General features: G+C 39.8%; 14 protein-coding genes. 13 read left to right on the top strand and 1 reads right to left on the bottom strand.

What is annotated here, in order from left to right; translation table 11 throughout:
• The first annotated feature begins 1 nt into the window (after position 1).
• From D8845_RS00550 to D8845_RS00505, 10 genes are all read left to right on the top strand, one after another.
• Positions 2–865, top strand: a complete 864-nt coding sequence (locus D8845_RS00550; RefSeq protein WP_125452056.1) for an XRE/MutR family transcriptional regulator — start codon at positions 2–4, stop codon at positions 863–865.
• Positions 866–941: 76 nt separating this feature from the next.
• Positions 942–2,120, top strand: coding sequence for an MFS transporter (locus tag D8845_RS00545; protein WP_125452055.1), 1,179 nt, complete (start codon positions 942–944; stop codon positions 2,118–2,120).
• A gap of 92 nt (positions 2,121–2,212) precedes the next feature.
• Positions 2,213–4,171 (top strand): NAD-dependent DNA ligase LigA, encoded by a 1,959-nt coding sequence (gene ligA / locus D8845_RS00540; protein ID WP_125452053.1) that lies wholly within the window; start codon positions 2,213–2,215, stop codon positions 4,169–4,171.
• A 115-nt stretch (positions 4,172–4,286) separates the two neighbouring features.
• Positions 4,287–6,566 carry a type I pullulanase gene (gene pulA, locus D8845_RS00535; protein ID WP_125452051.1) on the top strand — a complete coding sequence of 760 codons (2,280 nt, stop codon included), beginning with the start codon at positions 4,287–4,289 and terminating at the stop codon, positions 6,564–6,566.
• 319 nt (positions 6,567–6,885) lie between these two features.
• Positions 6,886–8,814, top strand: a complete 1,929-nt coding sequence (glgB, locus tag D8845_RS00530; RefSeq protein WP_125452049.1) for a 1,4-alpha-glucan branching protein GlgB — start codon at positions 6,886–6,888, stop codon at positions 8,812–8,814.
• Positions 8,804–9,946, top strand: coding sequence for a glucose-1-phosphate adenylyltransferase (locus tag D8845_RS00525; RefSeq protein ID WP_125452047.1), 1,143 nt, complete (start codon positions 8,804–8,806; stop codon positions 9,944–9,946). The genes glgB and D8845_RS00525 overlap by 11 nt, the downstream gene beginning before the upstream one ends.
• The gene (glgD, locus tag D8845_RS00520) at positions 9,936–11,075 is read left to right on the top strand and encodes a glucose-1-phosphate adenylyltransferase subunit GlgD (RefSeq protein ID WP_125452045.1); all 1,140 of its coding nucleotides are present in this window, start codon (positions 9,936–9,938) and stop codon (positions 11,073–11,075) included. Before D8845_RS00525 ends, glgD begins: the two co-directional genes overlap by 11 nt.
• Positions 11,072–12,505, top strand: a complete 1,434-nt coding sequence (gene glgA / locus D8845_RS00515; protein ID WP_125452043.1) for a glycogen synthase GlgA — start codon at positions 11,072–11,074, stop codon at positions 12,503–12,505. Before glgD ends, glgA begins: the two co-directional genes overlap by 4 nt.
• A 58-nt stretch (positions 12,506–12,563) precedes the next feature.
• Positions 12,564–13,208, top strand: a complete 645-nt coding sequence (serB, locus tag D8845_RS00510) for a phosphoserine phosphatase SerB (RefSeq protein ID WP_125452042.1) — start codon at positions 12,564–12,566, stop codon at positions 13,206–13,208.
• 8 nt (positions 13,209–13,216) lie between these two features.
• Positions 13,217–14,332 (top strand): glycerate kinase, encoded by a 1,116-nt coding sequence (locus tag D8845_RS00505; protein WP_125452040.1) that lies wholly within the window; start codon positions 13,217–13,219, stop codon positions 14,330–14,332.
• On the opposite strand, the gene D8845_RS00500 is transcribed toward D8845_RS00505, so the two are convergent.
• Positions 14,329–14,775: a DUF1694 domain-containing protein gene (locus D8845_RS00500; RefSeq protein WP_125452038.1), complete on the bottom strand. Its 447-nt coding sequence runs from the start codon at positions 14,773–14,775 to the stop codon at positions 14,329–14,331. The genes D8845_RS00505 and D8845_RS00500 overlap by 4 nt on opposite strands.
• Before the next feature lie 163 nt (positions 14,776–14,938).
• Here D8845_RS00500 and eno point away from each other — a divergent pair, with 163 nt between their 5' ends.
• The 3 genes from eno to D8845_RS00485 all read left to right on the top strand — a co-directional run bounded on the left by eno (position 14,939) and on the right by D8845_RS00485 (position 17,512).
• Entirely contained in the window at positions 14,939–16,243 is a 1,305-nt protein-coding gene (gene eno / locus D8845_RS00495) for a surface-displayed alpha-enolase (RefSeq protein ID WP_000022813.1), read from the top strand.
• A gap of 175 nt (positions 16,244–16,418) precedes the next feature.
• Complete coding sequence (locus D8845_RS00490; protein WP_084927646.1) at positions 16,419–16,913, top strand: YkgJ family cysteine cluster protein; 495 nt, start codon at positions 16,419–16,421, stop codon at positions 16,911–16,913.
• A gap of 56 nt (positions 16,914–16,969) precedes the next feature.
• Entirely contained in the window at positions 16,970–17,512 is a 543-nt protein-coding gene (locus D8845_RS00485; protein ID WP_125452036.1) for a ClbS/DfsB family four-helix bundle protein, read from the top strand.
• Positions 17,513–17,891: the final 379 nt, after the last annotated feature.

Genomic DNA, 17,891 nt, shown 5'->3' with positions numbered 1-17,891 from the left:
GATGGAACATCTTGGAAAAGTATTTCGTGAATTTCGGACAAGTGGAAATTATTCTTTAAAGGAGGCAGCAGGGGAATCCTGTTCAACTTCTCAGTTATCTCGCTTTGAGCTTGGGGAGTCTGACCTAGCAGTCTCACGTTTCTTTGAGATTTTGGATAACATTCATGTAACAATCGAAAATTTCATGGATAAGGCAAGGGATTTTCATAATCATGAACATGTGTCTATGATGGCGCAAATTATCCCACTTTACTACTCAAATAATATTTCAGGTTTTCAAAAGCTTCAAGAAGAACAACTTGAAAAGGCTAAGAGTTCGACAAATCCTCTCTATTTTGAGCTGAACTGGATTTTGCTACAAGGTCTGATTTGTCAAAGAGATTCGACTTATGAGATGAAGCAGAATGATTTGGATAAGGTAGCAGATTATCTCTTCAAAACAGAAGAATGGACCATGTATGAGTTGATTCTTTTCGGTAACCTCTATAGTTTCTACGATGTGGATTATGTTACTCGGATTGGTAGAGAAGTTATGGAGAGAGAAGAATTTTACCAAGAGATTGGTCGCCATAAGAGATTAGTGTTGATTTTGTCCCTCAATTGTTACCAGCATTGTTTAGAGCATCTTTCTTTTGACAATGCAAGCTATTTTGAGACTTATACAGAGAAGATTATTGGTAAAGGTATTAAGCTTTATGAGCGTAATGTTTTTCATTATTTAAAAGGCTTTGCCTTGTATCAAAAGGGACAGTGTAAAGTCGGTTGTAAGCAGATGCAAGAAGCCATGCATATTTTTGACCTACTAGGTCTTCCAGAGCAAGTAGCCTACTATCAGGAACACTACGAGAAATTTGTCAAAGATTAATTTTCCCAAATATGGGAAAAATGAGAAACTCCTCCAAGTTTTGATACAATAGTTTCAAAATTTGAGAGGAGTTTTTATGAATCGATACGCAGTACAGTTGATTAGTCGAGGAGCTATAAACAAGATAGGAAATATGCTCTATGATTATGGAAACAGTGTTTGGTTGGCATCAATGGGAACGATAGGACAGACAGTTCTAGGGATTTATCAGATTTCTGAACTCGTCACATCTATTCTAGTCAATCCCTTTGGTGGAGTTATATCAGACCGTTTTTCTCGTCGTAGGATTTTAATGTCGACAGACCTTGTTTGTGGGATTCTTTGTCTGTCTATTTCTTTTATAAGGAATGACAGCTGGATGATTGGAGCTTTGATTTTTGCCAATATTGTTCAGGCTATTGCTTTTGCCTTTTCTAGACCTGCAAATAAGGCCATTATCACAGAATTGGTAGAGAAGGATGAACTGGTCCTCTACAATTCTCGTTTGGAGTTGGTCTTGCAGGTTGTCAGTGTGAGTTCTCCTGTACTCTCTTTTCTGGTTTTACAATTCGCAAGTCTCCATATGACGCTACTGCTAGACTCGCTGACTTTTTTCATTGCTTTTATTCTAGTGGCTTTCCTTCCAAAAGAGGAAGCAAAAGTTCAAGAGAAAAAGGCTTTTACTGGGAGAGATATTTTTGTAGATATCAAGGATGGGTTACACTATATCTGGCATCAGCAAGAAATTTTCTTCCTTTTGCTGGTAGCTTCCAGCGTTAATTTCTTTTTTGCGGCTTTTGAGTTTTTGCTTCCTTTTTCAAATAAACTATATGGAGTACAAGGTGCTTATGCGACTATCTTAACCATGGGTGCGATTGGCTCAATTATAGGAGCACTGATAGCAAATAAATTTAAATCAAGTATGAATACACTTTTGTTCTTATTGATTTTAACAGGAGTAGGAGTTTTCATGATGGGTTTGCCACTGCCCAATATTTTAACCTTTTCTGGAAACCTGATTTGTGAACTCTTTATGACGATTTTTAATATTCACTTCTTTACACAGGTACAGACCAAGATTGATGGAGAATATTTGGGTAGGGTATTGAGTACCATTTTTACACTGGCAATTCTCTTTATGCCGATTGCGAAAGGTTTGATGACCTTTCTTCCAAGTGTCCATCTTTATTCTTTCTTGATTATTGGACTTGGAGTTGTCGCCTTATCCTTCTTAGCTCTAGGCTATGTACGAACTCATTTTGAAAAAGAGACATAAGTTTGCTTGGACTTCAAAAATAATTCCAATCTAAGTGTTTTTTCCGCCCTTCTCGTTTGTGAGAAGGGCTTAATTTATGGTAAAATAGTTTTATGAATAAAAGAATGAATGAGTTGGTCGCCTTGCTCAATCGCTATGCGACTGAGTACTATACCAGCGATAATCCCTCGGTTTCAGACAGTGAGTATGATCGCCTTTACCGAGAGTTGGTTGAGTTAGAAACTGCCTATCCAGATCAAGTGCTAGCAGACAGTCCTACCCATCGTGTTGGTGGCAAGGTTTTAGATGGTTTTGAAAAATACAGTCATCAGTATCCTCTTTATAGTTTGCAGGATGCTTTTTCACGTGAGGAGCTTGAAGCTTTTGATGCGCGTGTTCGTAAGGAAGTGCCTCATCCAACCTATATTTGTGAGCTGAAAATCGATGGCTTGTCTATCTCGCTGACTTATGAAAAGGGGATTTTAGTTGCTGGGGCAACACGTGGAGATGGTTCTGTTGGGGAGAATATCACGGAAAACCTCAAGCGTGTTAAGGACATTCCTTTGACCTTGCCAGAAGAACTAGATATCACAGTTCGTGGGGAGTGTTACATGCCACGCGCTTCTTTTGACCAGGTCAACCAAGCTCGACAAGAAAATGGAGAGCCTGAATTTGCCAATCCTCGTAATGCAGCGGCAGGAACCTTGCGTCAGTTGGATACAGCAGTAGTTGCCAAGCGTAATCTTGCGACTTTCCTCTATCAAGAAGCCAGCCCGTCAACTCGTGATAGTCAAGAAAAAGTTTTGAAGCACCTTGAACAACTAGGTTTTGTGGTCAATCCTAAGCGAATCTTGGCTGAAAATATAGATGAAATCTGGGATTTTATCCAAGAAGTAGGACAGGAACGAGACAGTCTTCCCTATGATATCGATGGGGTGGTAATCAAGGTCAACGACCTAGCAGGTCAAGAAGAACTTGGCTTTACCGTTAAGGCTCCAAAGTGGGCAGTAGCCTACAAGTTCCCAGCTGAAGAAAAAGAAGCCCAATTACTCTCAGTTGACTGGACAGTAGGCCGTACGGGTGTTGTAACCCCAACTGCTAATCTGACCCCTGTTCAGCTGGCCGGAACAACTGTTAGCCGTGCGACCCTGCACAATGTGGATTATATTGCTGAAAAAGATATCCGCAAAGACGACACAGTTATTGTCTATAAGGCTGGGGACATCATCCCTGCCGTTTTACGTGTGGTAGAGTCTAAACGGGTTTCTGAAGAAAAACTAGATATCCCTACAAACTGTCCAAGTTGTAACTCTGACTTGTTGCACTTTGAAGATGAAGTGGCCCTGCGTTGTATCAATCCGCGTTGCCCTGCTCAAATCATGGAAGGTTTGATTCACTTTGCCTCTAGAGATGCCATGAATATTACAGGCCTTGGTCCATCAGTAGTTGAAAAACTCTTTGCTGCCAATTTGGTTAAGGACGTGGCGGATATTTATCGTTTGAAAGAAGAAGATTTTCTCCTTTTAGAGGGGGTTAAGGAAAAGTCTGCTTCTAAACTGTATCAAGCCATTCAAGCATCTAAGAAAAACTCTGCTGAAAAACTCTTGTTTGGTTTGGGAATTCGTCATGTCGGAAGCAAGGCCAGTCAGCTTTTACTTCAACATTTTCACTCGATTGAAAATCTGGCTCAGACAGATCCAGAGGAAGTGGCTAGTATTGAAAGTCTGGGTGGCGTGATTGCCAATAGTCTCCAGACTTACTTTGCTACAGAAGGCTCTGAAATTCTCCTAAGAGAATTGAAAGAAGCTGGGGTCAATCTGGATTATAAAGGTCAGACAGTAGTTGCGAATGCGGCCTTGTCAGGTTTGACCGTTGTATTGACTGGAAAATTGAAACGGCTCAAGCGCTCAGAAGCTAAAAGTAAACTCGAAAGTCTGGGTGCCAAGGTAACAGGTAGTGTTTCTAAAAAGACCGACCTTGTTGTTGCAGGAGCAGATGCTGGAAGTAAACTGCAAAAAGCACAAGAACTTGGTATCGAGGTTCGAGATGAAGCTTGGCTAGAAAGTCTGTAATGATAGTTTAAAACCAGAGTTTAGACAGTATAACTAGTTTGTTAATCGGGACAAAATCGGTCAAGAATTTATTAGTGAAATAGAAACAAATTAAAAAGGAAAAGGAAAAATAAAAATGTATAACTACCCTATGCGTATTCATTACCATCGCAAGAATGGTGAATACGACACTTGCTCTTTTGTAAAGAGTAAGGATCAACGAATTGATTTACTAACTTACCAAGAAGATTATTTTGGAGCCTTATTTAGCTTTGAACATCCAAGCGCTCATCCCTTAGAAAGCTTGAATTTTGTGGTTCATACCGGCCAAACCAGTAAAGAGTATGCTATCCGTTTTAATCACTATCCCCTCTTAACAGAGGTCTGGATTTTGGAAGGGGATGATAGAATTTATTATTCTGAAAATCCTGCTATTGCCAGTCCTTTCTATAAGAATCAAAATCCTTTTGCCTTTGACAAGGCTATCAATAGTGCTAGTTTCGACCACCACTGGGGCTACCAAGGTGAATTGGGTTGCCGTGTAGAGGACAATCAGGCTCATTTTTCCCTTTGGGCTCCTACAGCTACAGAAGTGCAGGTTGTTGTTTATGAATCTGCTGCTAATGCTGCTCCTGTTTGGAAGACTTTTGAGATGGAAAGAGGCAATAGCTACTCTTATAACCATAAAGACAATACAATCGGTGTCTGGAGTTTGGATGTTGAGGAAAATTTGACTGGTAAGGCTTATCAGTATCAGGTCCAATTCCCTCATCACCAAACACTGACACGCGATCCTTATACCATCGCGACCAGTCCTGATGGCAAACGTTCAGCTATCCTGAGCCATGAAGAAAAGCAAGTTGAAAACTTTAAGGTCAAGCACGGTTCGGAGGCTACTTGGCGCTTGGCAAATCCATGTAAGGCAGTTATTTGTGAAATGCACATTCGTGATTTGACCAAATCACCGACCTCAGGTGTAGATGAACATCTTCGAGGAACGTTCTTGGGTGCTGCTCAGACTGGAACTGTTAACCAGTATGACCAGTCAACTGCTTTTGATTACATCAAGAAGCTGGGCTACAATTATGTTCAGTTGCAACCAATTGCAGACCGTCACAAAGAATACGATGAGGATGGGAATGTAACCTACAACTGGGGTTATGACCCACAAAACTATAACGCACCAGAAACGAGCCTTTCAACCAACCCAGATGATCCAGCTCAGGTCATTCGCGATTTGAAGACCATGGTTCAAGCCTATCACGATGCGGGTATTGGTGTCATTATGGATGTGGTCTATAATCATACCTTCTCAGTAGTGGATGCACCTTTCCAAACAACTGTCCCTGATTACTACTATCGTATGAATCCAGACGGTACCTTCCAGAATGGAACGGGTGTTGGAAATGAAACAGCCAGCGAACACGAAATGTTCCGCAAGTATATGATTGATTCCCTTCTATACTGGGTGCAGGAATACAATATTGACGGTTTCCGTTTTGACTTGATGGGGATTCATGATGTCAAGACCATGCAGATGATTCGTCAGAGTTTGGATGAAATTGACCCTAACATTATCCTTTATGGAGAAGGATGGGATATGGGAACAGGCCTAGCACCTTATGATAAGGCCAAGAAGGACAATGCCTACCAGATGCCAAATATTGGTTTCTTTAATGACAATCAGCGTGATGCTGTCAAAGGTGGAGAAGTTTATGGTGCTATCAAGTCAGGTTTTGTTAGTGGTGCTGCTACAGAGCCAATTCTAGCCAAAGCAATTCTAGGAAGTCGTGAATTAGGTACCTATACACATCCAAATCAAGTACTTAACTATGTGGAAGCCCATGACAATTACAATCTTCACGATTTATTGGCAACTCTTCATCCAGACCAAAATTCAGAACAAATCATGCGCAAGGTTGAGACAGCCACAGCCATGAATCTGCTTATGCAAGGGATGGCCTTTATGGAAATCGGTCAAGAATTTGGTCGTACCAAACTGGTTGCGACTGGTGAGAATGGTGAGTTGACACATGATGATAGAGAGCGTGCTATGAATAGCTATAATGCTCCTGACAGTGTGAATCAAGTGAACTGGGACTTGCTTAATGAGCGTCAAGACAGTATTGCGTTTATCCGTCAGATGATTCGATTGAAGACAGAAAGCAGTGCCTTTTCTTATCCAACTTATGATGAGATTTACCATCATGTTTTTGTTCATTCAGCCAACGAACATAGTGGTTGGATTGTCTATGAGATTCAAGGGGAAGAACATTTACTGGTTGTCTTTAATGCTAAAGGGCAAGACTTCCAGTTTGAAAATGCAGGAAATCTAGAACTATTGGTGACCAATAGCCATTTAAGTGATAAAGACATGGTTGGTGGCGTTAGCGCCAGCGTCTTTAAAGTTTTGTAGAATAGAATTACAATTTAAATTCATTTGCAGTACTTTATCTCTTAAAAACAATAAAATCAGGAAATTAATTTCCTGGTTTATTTTTTTACTTAAAATTATTTTTTTGTTAGTAAAATAACGAACTTTATGATAGTATTGTAAAAAAACATTTCGTTTTCAAAGCGTTTCTGAAAATTTCTTGATTTACAAGTGAATACATCAGTGAATTTGTTGAAGACTTTCAAAAGAATTTTTAGCAAATTCCGTAATTTACTTGAATCTTCCCTAAAAAGGTAGTATAATAAATCTATAGAAAACGCTTACAGAAATAGGAGGGTGTATGGATAAGAAACAAGCTTTAGAAACCTTTAAGACAGGTGAAAATTTTCACCTCCAGCACTATCTGGGAGCACATAGGGAAGAAAAAAATGGAGAGTATGGCTATACTTTTCGTGTCTGGGCACCTAATGCTCAGACTGTTCACTTGGTAGGGGATTTCACCAATTGGGTTGAAAATCAAATTCTGATGGAACGGAATGAATTTGGAGTCTGGGAAGTCTTTACCAGTCTTGCTCAAGAAGACCAAATTTATAAGTACCATATCACGCGTGCAAATGGTCATCAGCTGATGAAGATTGACCCTTTGGCTATTCGATATGAGGCACGACCTGGTACTGGGGCTATTTTAACAGATATTCCAGAAAAGAAATGGAAGGATGGTCTCTGGTTAGCTCGTAGAAAACGCTTGAGCTTTGAAGAGCGTCCTGTCAATATATATGAGGTCCATGCTGGATCTTGGAAGAGAAATCCTGATGGTAGCCCCTATAGTTTTGCTCAATTGAAAGATGAACTCATTCCTTACTTGGTTGATATGAACTATACTCACATTGAGTTTATGCCTTTGATGTCTCACCCACTAGGTTTGAGTTGGGGCTATCAGCTTATGGGTTACTTTGCTCTAGAGGATGCCTATGGTCGCCCTGAAGAGTTTCAAGATTTTGTTGAGGAATGTCACTTAAACAATATAGGCGTTATTGTAGACTGGGTACCTGGTCACTTTACTATCAATGATGATGCCTTGGCCTATTATGATGGAACACCGACTTTTGAATACCAAGACCATAATAAGGCTCATAACTACGGTTGGGGAGCACTCAATTTTGACCTTGGAAAGAATGAAGTCCAGTCTTTCTTGATTTCTAGTATTAAGTTTTGGATTGATTTTTATCATTTAGATGGTATTCGCGTGGATGCGGTTAGTAACATGCTCTATCTTGACTACGATGATGCTCCATGGACACCTAATAAAGATGGTGGCAATCTCAACTATGAGGGTTATTATTTCCTTCAACGCTTGAATGATGTGATTAAACTAGTTCATCCAGACGTTATGATGATAGCTGAGGAAAGTTCATCAGCTACTCAGATTACTGACACTAAGGATTCAGATGGTCTTGGCTTCGACTACAAATGGAATATGGGTTGGATGAATGACATCCTCCGTTTCTATGAAGAAGATCCGATTTATCGTAAATATGACTTTAACCTGGTGACTTTCAGCTTTATGTATGTCTTCAAGGAGAACTATCTCTTACCATTCTCACACGATGAAGTGGTTCATGGCAAGAAGAGTATGATGCACAAGATGTGGGGGGATCGCTATAATCAATTCGCAGGCTTGCGCAATCTCTACACTTACCAAATTTGTCACCCAGGTAAAAAATTGCTCTTCATGGGTAGTGAATATGGGCAATTCCTAGAATGGAAATCTGAAGAACAGTTGGAATGGTCTAATCTAGAAGATCCAATGAATGCTAAGATGAAGTATTTCACTTCTCAGCTAAACCAGTTTTATAAAGACCACCGCTGTCTGTGGGAAATTGATACCAGCTATGATGGTATTGAAATCATCGATGCGGATAATCGAGACCAGAGTGTTCTTTCCTTCATCCGTAAGGGTAAGAAGGGCGACATGCTAGTCTGCGTCTTTAATATGGCACCTGTTGAACGAAAAGATTTTACCATTGGTCTGCCTGTTGCAGGGATTTATGAAGAAGTCTGGAATACTGAGTTAGAAGAGTGGGGAGGCGTTTGGAAAGAACATAATCAAACTGTGCAAACGCAAGAAGGACTATGGAAAGATTATGAGCAGACCTTGACCTTTACCCTACCGGCTATGGGAGCAAGTGTTTGGAAAATCAAACGCCGCTTGAAACCTACTAAAACCGTCACAAGTAAAAACCAAAAAGGAGTAGAAAATGAAGAATGAAATGTTAGCTTTGATTCTTGCTGGTGGGCAAGGAACTCGTCTCGGTAAACTCACTCAAAGCATCGCAAAACCAGCTGTGCAATTTGGTGGGCGCTACCGTATCATTGACTTTGCTCTTTCAAACTGTGCCAACTCAGGCATCAACAATGTTGGAGTCATTACCCAGTACCAACCGCTTGCTCTCAACAACCATATCGGGAATGGTTCAAGCTGGGGACTAGATGGTATCAATTCTGGTGTCTCTATTCTTCAACCTTATTCTGCAAGTGAAGGAAATCGTTGGTTTGAGGGGACTAGCCACGCTATTTACCAAAATATTGATTATATCGACAGTGTCAACCCTGAGTATGTCTTGATTCTATCTGGGGACCACATCTACAAAATGGATTATGATGATATGCTCCAGTCTCACAAGGATAATAATGCTAGTTTGACAGTAGCAGTCCTTGATGTTCCTCTAAAGGAAGCTAGCCGTTTTGGTATCATGAATACAGATGCTAATAACCGCATTGTTGAATTTGAAGAAAAACCAGCTCAACCTAAATCTACAAAGGCTTCTATGGGTATTTACATCTTTGATTGGCAACGTCTGCGCAATATGCTTGTTGCTGCTGAAAAGAGCAGTGTCGATATGTCAGACTTCGGTAAGAATGTCATTCCAAATTACCTTGAGTCAGGTGAAAGTGTCTATGCATATGAGTTTAATGGCTACTGGAAAGATGTTGGTACCATTGAGTCACTTTGGGAAGCGAACATGGAGTACATTTCTCCAGAGAATGCCTTGGATAGCCGTAACCGTCAATGGAAGATTTACTCAAGAAACTTAATTTCACCACCAAACTTCCTTGGTGCAAATGCTCACGTGGAAGATTCCTTGGTTGTTGATGGCTGTTTTGTAGATGGAACTGTTAAACATTCTATCCTTTCAACAGGTGCGCAAGTTCGTGAAGGAGCGGAAGTTGTTGATTCAGTTATCATGAGTGGAGCCATTATCGGACACGGAGCTAAAATCAAACGTGCCATTATTGGTGAAGGTGCAGTTATTTCTGACGGTGTTGAAATTGATGGAACAGAAGAAGTACAAGTTGTAGGATATAATGAAGTAGTGGGGGTAGCAACAGATGAAGATTGATAAATATTCTGCCATTTTAGGAAACACAGTTGGTTTTCATGATATGTCAACACTGACAGATCACCGTCCAGTAGCTAGTTTGCCATTTGGTGGTAAATATCGTTTGATTGACTTCCCGCTTTCAAGTCTTGCTAATGCTGGGGTCCGTAGTATTTTTGGTATTTTCCAACAAGATAATATTAGCTCAGTCTTTGACCATATCCGTTCAGGACGTGAGTGGGGCTTGTCAACTCTTCTTAGCCACTATTATCTAGGTATTTACAATACCCGTGTGGAAAGTAGTACAGTTGGAAAAGAATACTACCAACAACTTCTTACTTACTTGAAACGTTCTGGCTCAAACCAAACAGTTTCACTCAACTGTGATGTTTTGATTAATATTGATTTGAACCAAGTTTTCCATCTACATAGTACAACAAAAGGGCCTATCACTGTAGTTTATAAAAAATTACCTAAAAAAGATATTTCAGAAGTAAATGCAATCTTAGAAGTAGATGAAACAGACCATGTCCGTTCTCATAAACTTTTTGACAGCAAATCATCAGATGAAGTTTACAATATGTCCACAGATATCTTTGTCGTTGATACACCTTGGTTAATTGAACGCTTGGAAGAAGAAGCCGAGAAAGAACATCCAGAGAAATTGCGTTATGTTTTACGAGATTTGGCTGCAAAAGAAGGAGCTTTTGCCTACGAGTACACAGGTTATCTAGCAAATATTCATTCTGTAGAGTCTTATTACCAAGCTAATAAAGATATGCTTGATTCTCAAAAATTCTACTCTCTCTTTACTCCAAACCAAAAGATTTACACAAAGGTCAAAAACGAAGAACCAACTTATTATGCTAACACATCTAAGGTAAGCACTTCTCAGTTTGCTTCTGGTAGTATCATTGAAGGTCAAGTGGCTAATTCTGTTTTATCACGTAATATTCATGTCCATAAGGATAGCTTGGTTAAAGATAGTATCTTATTCCCTCGTGTTATTATTGGAGAAGGTGCTCAGGTCGAATATGCTATCTTGGACAAGGGTGTGGAAGTTGCGGATGGAGTTGTGATCCGTGGAACTGCAGAACATCCAGTTGTGGTTAAGAAAGGTGCTAAAGTAACAGAGGATATTCATTCATGAAAATTTTATTTGTAGCAGCTGAGGGTGCACCCTTTTCAAAAACAGGTGGTTTGGGAGACGTCATTGGCGCTCTTCCTAAATCACTAGTAAAAGCGGGACATGAAGTTGCAGTAATTTTACCCTACTATGACATGGTAGAGGCTAAATTTGGAAATCAGATTGAAGATGTTCTTCATTTTGAGGTGAGTGTTGGTTGGCGAAGACAGTATTGTGGAATTAAGAAAACAGTATTAAATGGTGTAACCTTCTACTTTATTGACAATCAATATTATTTCTTCCGTGGTCATGTTTACGGTGATTTTGATGACGGAGAACGCTTTGCCTTTTTCCAACTGGCTGCCATTGAGGCTATGGAAAGGATTGACTTTATTCCTGATCTTCTCCATGTTCATGACTACCATACAGCTATGATTCCTTTCTTGTTAAAGGAAAAATACCGTTGGATTCAAGCCTATGAGGGCATTAAAACAGTTTTAACCATTCATAATTTGGAATTCCAGGGACAATTTTCAGAAGGAATGTTGGGTGATTTGTTTGGAGTCGGCTTTGAACGTTACGCTGATGGCACCCTTCGCTGGAACAACTGTCTGAACTGGATGAAGGCAGGTATTCTTTATGCGGACCGTGTTTCAACTGTCTCGCCTAGCTATGCCCATGAAATTATGACTAGTCAGTTTGGATGTAACTTGGATCAGATTCTTCGAATGGAGTCTGGCAAGGTGTCTGGTATCGTGAACGGGATTGATGCTGATCTTTATAATCCTCAGACGGATGCCCTATTAGATTATCATTTTAATCAGGAAGATTTGTCTGGGAAGGCCCAAAACAAGGCAAAATTGCAAGAAAGAGTTGGTTTGCCAGTTAGAGCTGACGTTCCACTGGTGGGAATTGTTTCTCGTTTGACACGTCAAAAAGGTTTTGATGTGGTGGTGGATAGTCTGCACCATATCTTGCAAGAAGATGTTCAGATTGTTCTTTTGGGAACTGGCGATCCAGCCTTTGAAGGAGCTTTCTCGTGGTTTGCTCAAATATACCCAGACAAGTTATCAGCAAATATCACTTTTGATGTCAAACTAGCCCAAGAAATCTACGCTGCTTGCGATCTCTTCCTCATGCCAAGTCGTTTCGAACCGTGTGGCTTGTCTCAAATGATGGCTATGCGTTATGGAACCTTACCGTTGGTTCATGAAGTTGGTGGCTTGCGAGATACTGTCCGCGCTTTCAATCCAATCGAAGGAAGCGGTACCGGCTTTAGCTTTGACAATCTATCTCCTTACTGGTTGAATTGGACTTTCCAAACAGCATTGGACTTGTATAGAAACCATCCTGATGTTTGGAGAAATCTACAAAAACAAGCTATGGAGTGTGATTTCTCATGGGATACAGCCTGCAAGTCATACCTTGACTTGTACCATAGTTTAGTTAATTAATAGATAAAATCGTATGATGACTTCATACGATTTTTGGGCTGTTTAGAGAGGAGAACTGATGTCTCAAGTAAAAGGTTTGTGTGTTATGGATGTTGATGGAACCTTAATCCTAGAAGAAGTGATTGACCTTTTGGGAAGAGAGGCAGGTTGTGAGGAGGAAATTGCGCAGCTTACAAGTCAGGCGATGCAAGGGGAGTTGGACTTTGAAAGCAGTTTAAGAAAAAGAGTGTCCTTGTTGGAAGGTCTTCCTATTTCGGTCTTTGAGAAAGTTTTTAACTCTATTCATTTAACGCCAAATGCCCAGGAATTCATTTCCATTCTCCAAAAGAATGGCATCATAGTTGGTCTGGTGTCCGGTGGATTTACACCAATAGTTGATCGATTAGCAAAATCACTTGGCATTGCCCATTTCTCTGCCAACCAACTCGAAGTCAAAGATGGTCTTTTAACTGGAAAATTGATTGGACAAATTATCAGTCCCGAGGTTAAAAAAGAGACTCTGGAACAATGGAGAAAGGAACTAAAACTTTCTAAAGAAAGAACGATTGCAATCGGTGACGGGGCTAATGACTTATTAATGTTGAAGTCAGCAGGACTGGGAATTGCTTTTTGTGCCAAAGAAGTGCTGAAACAAGAAATACCAAATCATGTTGACAAGAGGGATTTTTTAGAAGTTCTACCTTTGATTGACTGTTTAGAATGAGGGAAAATATGAAGATTGTAATTGCACCAGATTCATTTAAGGAAAGCTTGAGCGCTGAAGAGGTGGCTGAAGCTATTAAAAGAGGCTTCCAACAATCGATAGCAGATATAGAATGTCTTCTCTGCCCTGTTAGTGATGGTGGCGAAGGTACAGTAGATGCTATTCGGCATTCTATTGACCTTGAAGAAAAATGGTTCCAAGTGACAGGACCTTTTGGACAAAAAGAAGCCATGCGCTATTTTCAAAAAGGGGAACTGGCGCTATTTGAAGTTGCTGATTTAGTTGGTCTTGGAAAAATTCCGATGGAGAATCGAAATCCACTTCAAATCCAAACTCGTGGTATTGGAGCGTTGATTCGCCATCTCATTGCTAAAGGGATTAAAGAAATCTATATCGGCGTTGGTGGCACGGCCAGTAATGATGGGGGAATTGGGATCGCTGCTGGTTTAGGTTATCGATTTTATGATAGGGATGGAAATGTCTTGCCCGCTTGCGGTCAGTCCTTATTGAACTTAGCTTCTGTTTCAACAGAAAATCGCTATGAAATTCCTGAAGGTGTTCAAATTCATATTTTAGCAGATGTCGTGAGTCCCTTATGTGGTCCTCAAGGTGCGACCTACATTTTTGGAAAACAAAAAGGCCTAGATCCTACTAGGTTTGAAGTCGTAGATCAGGGAATCCAAGATTTTTATGAAAAAGTCTCACCTGAAACATTGGAAATTAAAGGAGCAGGAGCTGGTGGAGGCATTGCTGGCGGTTTGTGTGCCTTTGCTCAAGCAAATATCGTGTCTGGAATTGATACCTGCTTGAACTTAATCAACTTTGATAAGAAAGTTTTACATGCTGACTTGGTTGTTGTAGGAGAAGGAAGGTTAGATCGTCAAAGTTTAGTTGGGAAAGCACCAATTGGTGTAGCAAAAAGAACCCCTGTCGGAGTTCCTGTCATTGCTATTTGCGGTAGTCTTGCTGAAGATTTACCTCCCTTACCATTTGAAAATATCCAAGTAGCTTTTTCTATTTTGGAGAAAAGTGAACCTTTAGAAGATAGTTTGAAAAATGCCAGTCTCTATCTGGAACGCACGGCAGCCAATATCGGGCACTTATTAAATATGCGCAAGATTTAGCCAAACCATTTTTTCCATAAGGATGCTTTGGATTGTTCTTCCTCTTTAACTTCCCAAAGTTTTGCAAAAGCAAGTCGAAGGTCCTTTTCTTCTACTTGTACTGGTGCATTGCTATGGATAATCAGGCCAAAAGGAGAAGAAGTATGCTCTTCAGATACAATGGTAGCTTGACTATCAATTTCTTTAGCTTCTTTTAAGTAGAAAACTTGCTTGTCAAATTCGATATTTGGTGAAATCTTCACAAATAGTGGCTCTGCTTTTTCCTGAAGGTTTTCTAAAATAGATAAAAAGCCTTTTTCTAGCTGAGGACTATTTGCTGTCTCAATATCTGCAAAACCTAGTACTCTTTCCTCAAATGTACCGAGAAAGCGTCTTTGCTCATCCGGATTAATTTTTGGCCCACCATGAGCTTTTTCAAGTAATTGTTTTGATAAATCTGTCATGAAGATAGTATATCATAAAAGTTAGAATAAAACAGATAAAAGAAAGCGATTACTTTATAAAGTTAAGGAAAATTTGCACAAAGATAACGTTTTTTCTTGAAAAAGGAGGGCTTTTAAGGTATTATAGAGGTGTAAAAAATTTAACTCATAAGGAGAGTAAAAAATGTCAATTATTACTGATGTTTACGCTCGCGAAGTCCTAGACTCACGCGGTAACCCAACACTTGAAGTAGAAGTTTACACTGAATCAGGTGCTTTCGGACGTGGTATGGTTCCATCAGGAGCTTCTACTGGTGAACACGAAGCAGTTGAACTTCGCGACGGTGACAAATCTCGTTACGGTGGTCTTGGTACACAAAAAGCTGTTGACAACGTAAACAACATCATTGCTGAAGCTATCATTGGCTACGATGTACGTGATCAACAAGCTATCGACCGTGCTATGATCGCTCTTGACGGTACTCCTAACAAAGGTAAATTGGGTGCAAACGCAATCCTTGGTGTGTCTATCGCTGTAGCTCGTGCTGCTGCTGACTACCTTGAAATCCCACTTTACAGCTACCTTGGTGGATTCAACACTAAAGTTCTTCCAACTCCAATGATGAACATCATCAACGGTGGTTCTCACTCTGACGCTCCAATCGCTTTCCAAGAGTTCATGATCTTGCCAGTTGGTGCGCCAACATTCAAAGAAGCTCTTCGTTACGGTGCTGAAATCTTCCACGCTCTTAAGAAAATCCTTAAATCACGTGGTTTGGAAACTGCCGTAGGTGACGAAGGTGGATTTGCTCCTCGTTTCGAAGGAACTGAAGACGGTGTTGAAACTATCCTTGCTGCGATCGAAGCTGCTGGATATGTTCCAGGTAAAGACGTATTTATCGGATTTGACTGTGCTTCATCAGAATTCTACGATAAAGAACGTAAAGTTTACGACTACACTAAATTTGAAGGTGAAGGCGCTGCTGTTCGTACATCTGCAGAACAAATCGACTACCTTGAAGAATTGGTTAACAAATACCCAATCATCACTATCGAAGATGGTATGGATGAAAACGACTGGGATGGTTGGAAAGCTCTTACTGAACGTCTTGGTAAGAAAGTACAACTTGTTGGTGACGACTTCTTCGTAACAAACACTGACTACCTTGCACGTGGTATCCAAGAAGGTGCTGCTAACTCAATCCTTATCAAAGTTAACCAAATCGGTACTCTTACTGAAACTTTTGAAGCTATCGAAATGGCTAAAGAAGCTGGTTACACTGCAGTTGTATCACACCGTTCAGGTGAAACTGAAGATTCAACAATCGCTGACATTGCAGTTGCAACTAACGCAGGACAAATTAAGACTGGTTCACTTTCACGTACAGACCGTATCGCTAAATACAACCAATTGCTTCGCATCGAAGACCAACTTGGTGAAGTAGCTGAATACCGTGGATTGAAATCATTCTACAACTTGAAAAAATAAAATAGTTCAGTGAACTATTTTATCCCGAACCTTGAAATTCAAAAGTTCGGCCGTTGATTTAACAACTTTTTAAGCCCCTCGGATTTTATCCGAAGGGCTTTTTTCTGTTCAGGGGGCAAAAAAGGGGCAGTGTTTATGGTATAATAGACAAAAATACGTGAATTAGAAAGAAATTATGTCTAAAGAAATTGATATTGAGTATTACCACCAGCTAGCCTTGCAAAAGCAAAAGGAGCACCGTAAAATTTTAGCCAATTTAAAGAAAAAACCACCAAAAAATCTGGATAAGATAGCCCAACAGATTCACCAAGAAGTTTTTGCGGAGATTGATTGTACGGCCTGTGCCAACTGTTGCAAGACATTGGGGCCTGACTTTAAAGAAGCGGATATTACACGAATCGCCAAGTACTTTAAGATGAAATTACCTGCTTTTGAAGCAGAGTTTTTGCAAGTAGATGAAGATGGTGATAAGGTTTTTAAATCCATGCCTTGTCCCTTTCTAGGAGGAGATAATCTCTGTTCCATCTATGAAGTTCGTCCAAAGGCCTGTCGAGAGTTCCCCCATACAGATCGCAAAAAGATCCATCAAATCAACCATTTGACGATTAAGAATACTTTGACCTGTCCGGCAGCCTATCTCTTTGTTGAGAAATTAAAGGATAAGTTATAGAGATTTAAAGGATAAAAAATTTCTAATAATAACTAGAGATATGAAGGGAGAACTCTGTGCCTAGACCGAAAACAAAAGAGGAGCTAATGCTGGCCTCTAAGGAAAACTATGAAAAGCTCAATCGTTTCATCTCCCAACTAAGTGAAGATGAGCTACAGACTCCATTTGATTTTTCAAGAGACTCAAAGAAAAAAGAAGCTCACTGGAAAAGGGATAAGAATCTAAGAGATGTCCTGATTCATCTTTATGAATGGCAGCAGTTACTTTTGACTTGGGTCCATTCTAATCAAGAAGGTCAAGAAAGAACTTTTCTCCCTGAACCTTATAATTGGAAAACTTATGGAGAAATGAATGTCGCTTTTTGGAAGAAGCACCAGAAAACCTCCTTAGAAGAAGCGACTAGACTCCTAGAACAATCACATAGAGAGGTTTTAGAGTTGATAGAAGGCTTCAGAACTGACGAACTCTTTACCAAAGGTATCTATAAGTGGACGGGAGGGACAAGTCTAGGTTCTTACTTTGTTAGTAGCACGTCAAGCCACTATGATTGGGCTCTGAAAAAACTCAAATCACATCAGAAGAATTGTAAGCGTCGCTAGTTAAAGTGGGTATGGATTTTAGAAAAGGTTCTTCTAAGCTTCGAATAGCTTAGTTATCTTCATTTTTGAGTTCTTCTAGCTTTAGAATCCTTCAAAAATTAAAATCTAAGACAATCAATGTCTTAGAATAGTGCGAAAACATTTAGTTTATAGGAATTCTAAACCTAGAATTGCATGGATATTTATGAAGTTAGAGTATTCGATAGTTAGGATTGTTCTATTCTGAACGATTTGAGCTGTCAATTGTATAGGATAGTATTATTCTATGTTAGATTCCAGTAAAAATGATTGGATAAATAATATTAAAGAAAAATCAAAATCATAATTTTGTTTAATATGGTATAATATTTCTAATAATTTAAACATAATGAGGTAGTAA

Origin of the sequence: Streptococcus mitis, assembly GCF_003942865.1 — a bacterium.
Classification (GTDB): Bacteria; Bacillota; Bacilli; order Lactobacillales; family Streptococcaceae; genus Streptococcus; species Streptococcus mitis_BI.
This window is presented reverse-complemented; position numbering and strand designations above follow the sequence as displayed.